Genomic DNA, 1,368 nt, shown 5'->3' with positions numbered 1-1,368 from the left:
CTTTCGAACATCGTCAAGGCGTATGACGTGCGTGGCGTTGTGCCGGACGAGTGGGACGAGTCGCTGGCGGAGCTGTTCGGTGGTGCTTTCGTCGAGGTCGTGGGTGGTTCGGCGATCGTGGTGGGGCATGACATGCGTCCTTCGTCGCCTGGTTTGTCGGCGGCGTTCGCGCGGGGTGCGGCGGCGCGTGGTGTGGATGTGACGTTGATCGGTCTGTGTTCGACGGATCAGTTGTATTACGCGTCGGGTTCGATGGGTCTGCCGGGTGCGATGTTCACGGCGTCGCACAATCCTGCGCAGTACAACGGGATCAAGATGTGTCGTGCGGGTGCGGCTCCGGTGGGTCAGGACACGGGTCTGTCGCAGATCCGGGTGCTGGTGGAGGGGTGGCTGGACCGTGGCGCGCCGGAGGTTCCGGTGGGGACGGTGCCGGGGACGGTGACGGAGCAGGATTCCCTGAAGGGTTATGCGGAGCACCTGCGTTCTCTGGTGGACCTGGCGTCGATCCGTCCGCTGAAGGTCGTCGTGGACGCGGGCAACGGGATGGGTGGTCACACCGTTCCGACGGTGTTCGAGGGCCTGCCGCTGGATGTCACGGAGATGTATTTCGAGCTGGACGGTACGTTCCCGAACCACGAGGCGAATCCGCTGGATCCGAAGAACATCGTGGATCTGCAGGCGCGGGTGCTGGCGGAGGGCGCGGATCTGGGGATCGCCTTCGACGGGGACGCGGACCGCTGCTTCATCGTGGACGAGCGCGGTATCGGGGTGTCGCCGTCGGCGATCACGGCGTTGGTGGCGTCGCGTGAGCTGGCCCGCAACGGTGGTTCGGGCACGGTGATCCACAACCTGATCACCTCGATGTCGGTGCCGGAGGTCGTGCGTGAGAACGGCGGCACCCCGGTCCGGACGCGGGTGGGCCACTCCTTCATCAAGGAGGAGATGGCCAGGACGGGTGCGATCTTCGGTGGTGAGCACTCGGCGCACTACTACTTCAAGGACTTCTGGAACGCGGACACGGGCATGCTCGCCGCGCTCCATGTTCTGGCGGCGCTGGGCGGCCAGGACGGGCCCCTCTCCGCGCTGGTGGCCTCCTACGACCGGTACGAGGGTTCGGGGGAGATCAATTCCACGGTCGCGGACCAGGCGGGTCGTCTGGCGGCGGTGCGGGAGACCTTCGGCGGCCGTGAGGGCGTGGGCCTGGACGAGCTGGACGGTCTGACGGTGACGGGCGAGGGCTGGTGGTTCAACGTGCGTGCGTCGAACACCGAGCCGCTGCTGCGCCTGAACGTCGAGGCCCGTGACGCGGACACCCTGGCCCGGGTCCGTGACGAGGCCCTCGCCCTCATCCGCGCCTGACCGTCCCGG

Annotated in this window: 1 protein-coding gene; it reads left to right on the top strand. The window is 67.3% G+C overall.

Features of this window, described 5'->3' with window-relative positions; translation table 11 throughout:
- The coding region (locus tag E6U81_RS39475) for a phosphomannomutase/phosphoglucomutase (protein WP_240804289.1) at nucleotides 1–1,359 on the top strand (1,359 nt) is incomplete at its 5' end.
- Nucleotides 1,360–1,368: the final 9 nt, after the last annotated feature.

The sequence above is a fragment of the Streptomyces sp. A0592 genome (genome assembly GCF_004795115.1).
In the GTDB taxonomy this organism is placed as follows: domain Bacteria; phylum Actinomycetota; class Actinomycetes; order Streptomycetales; family Streptomycetaceae; genus Streptomyces; species Streptomyces erythrochromogenes.
This window is presented reverse-complemented; position numbering and strand designations above follow the sequence as displayed.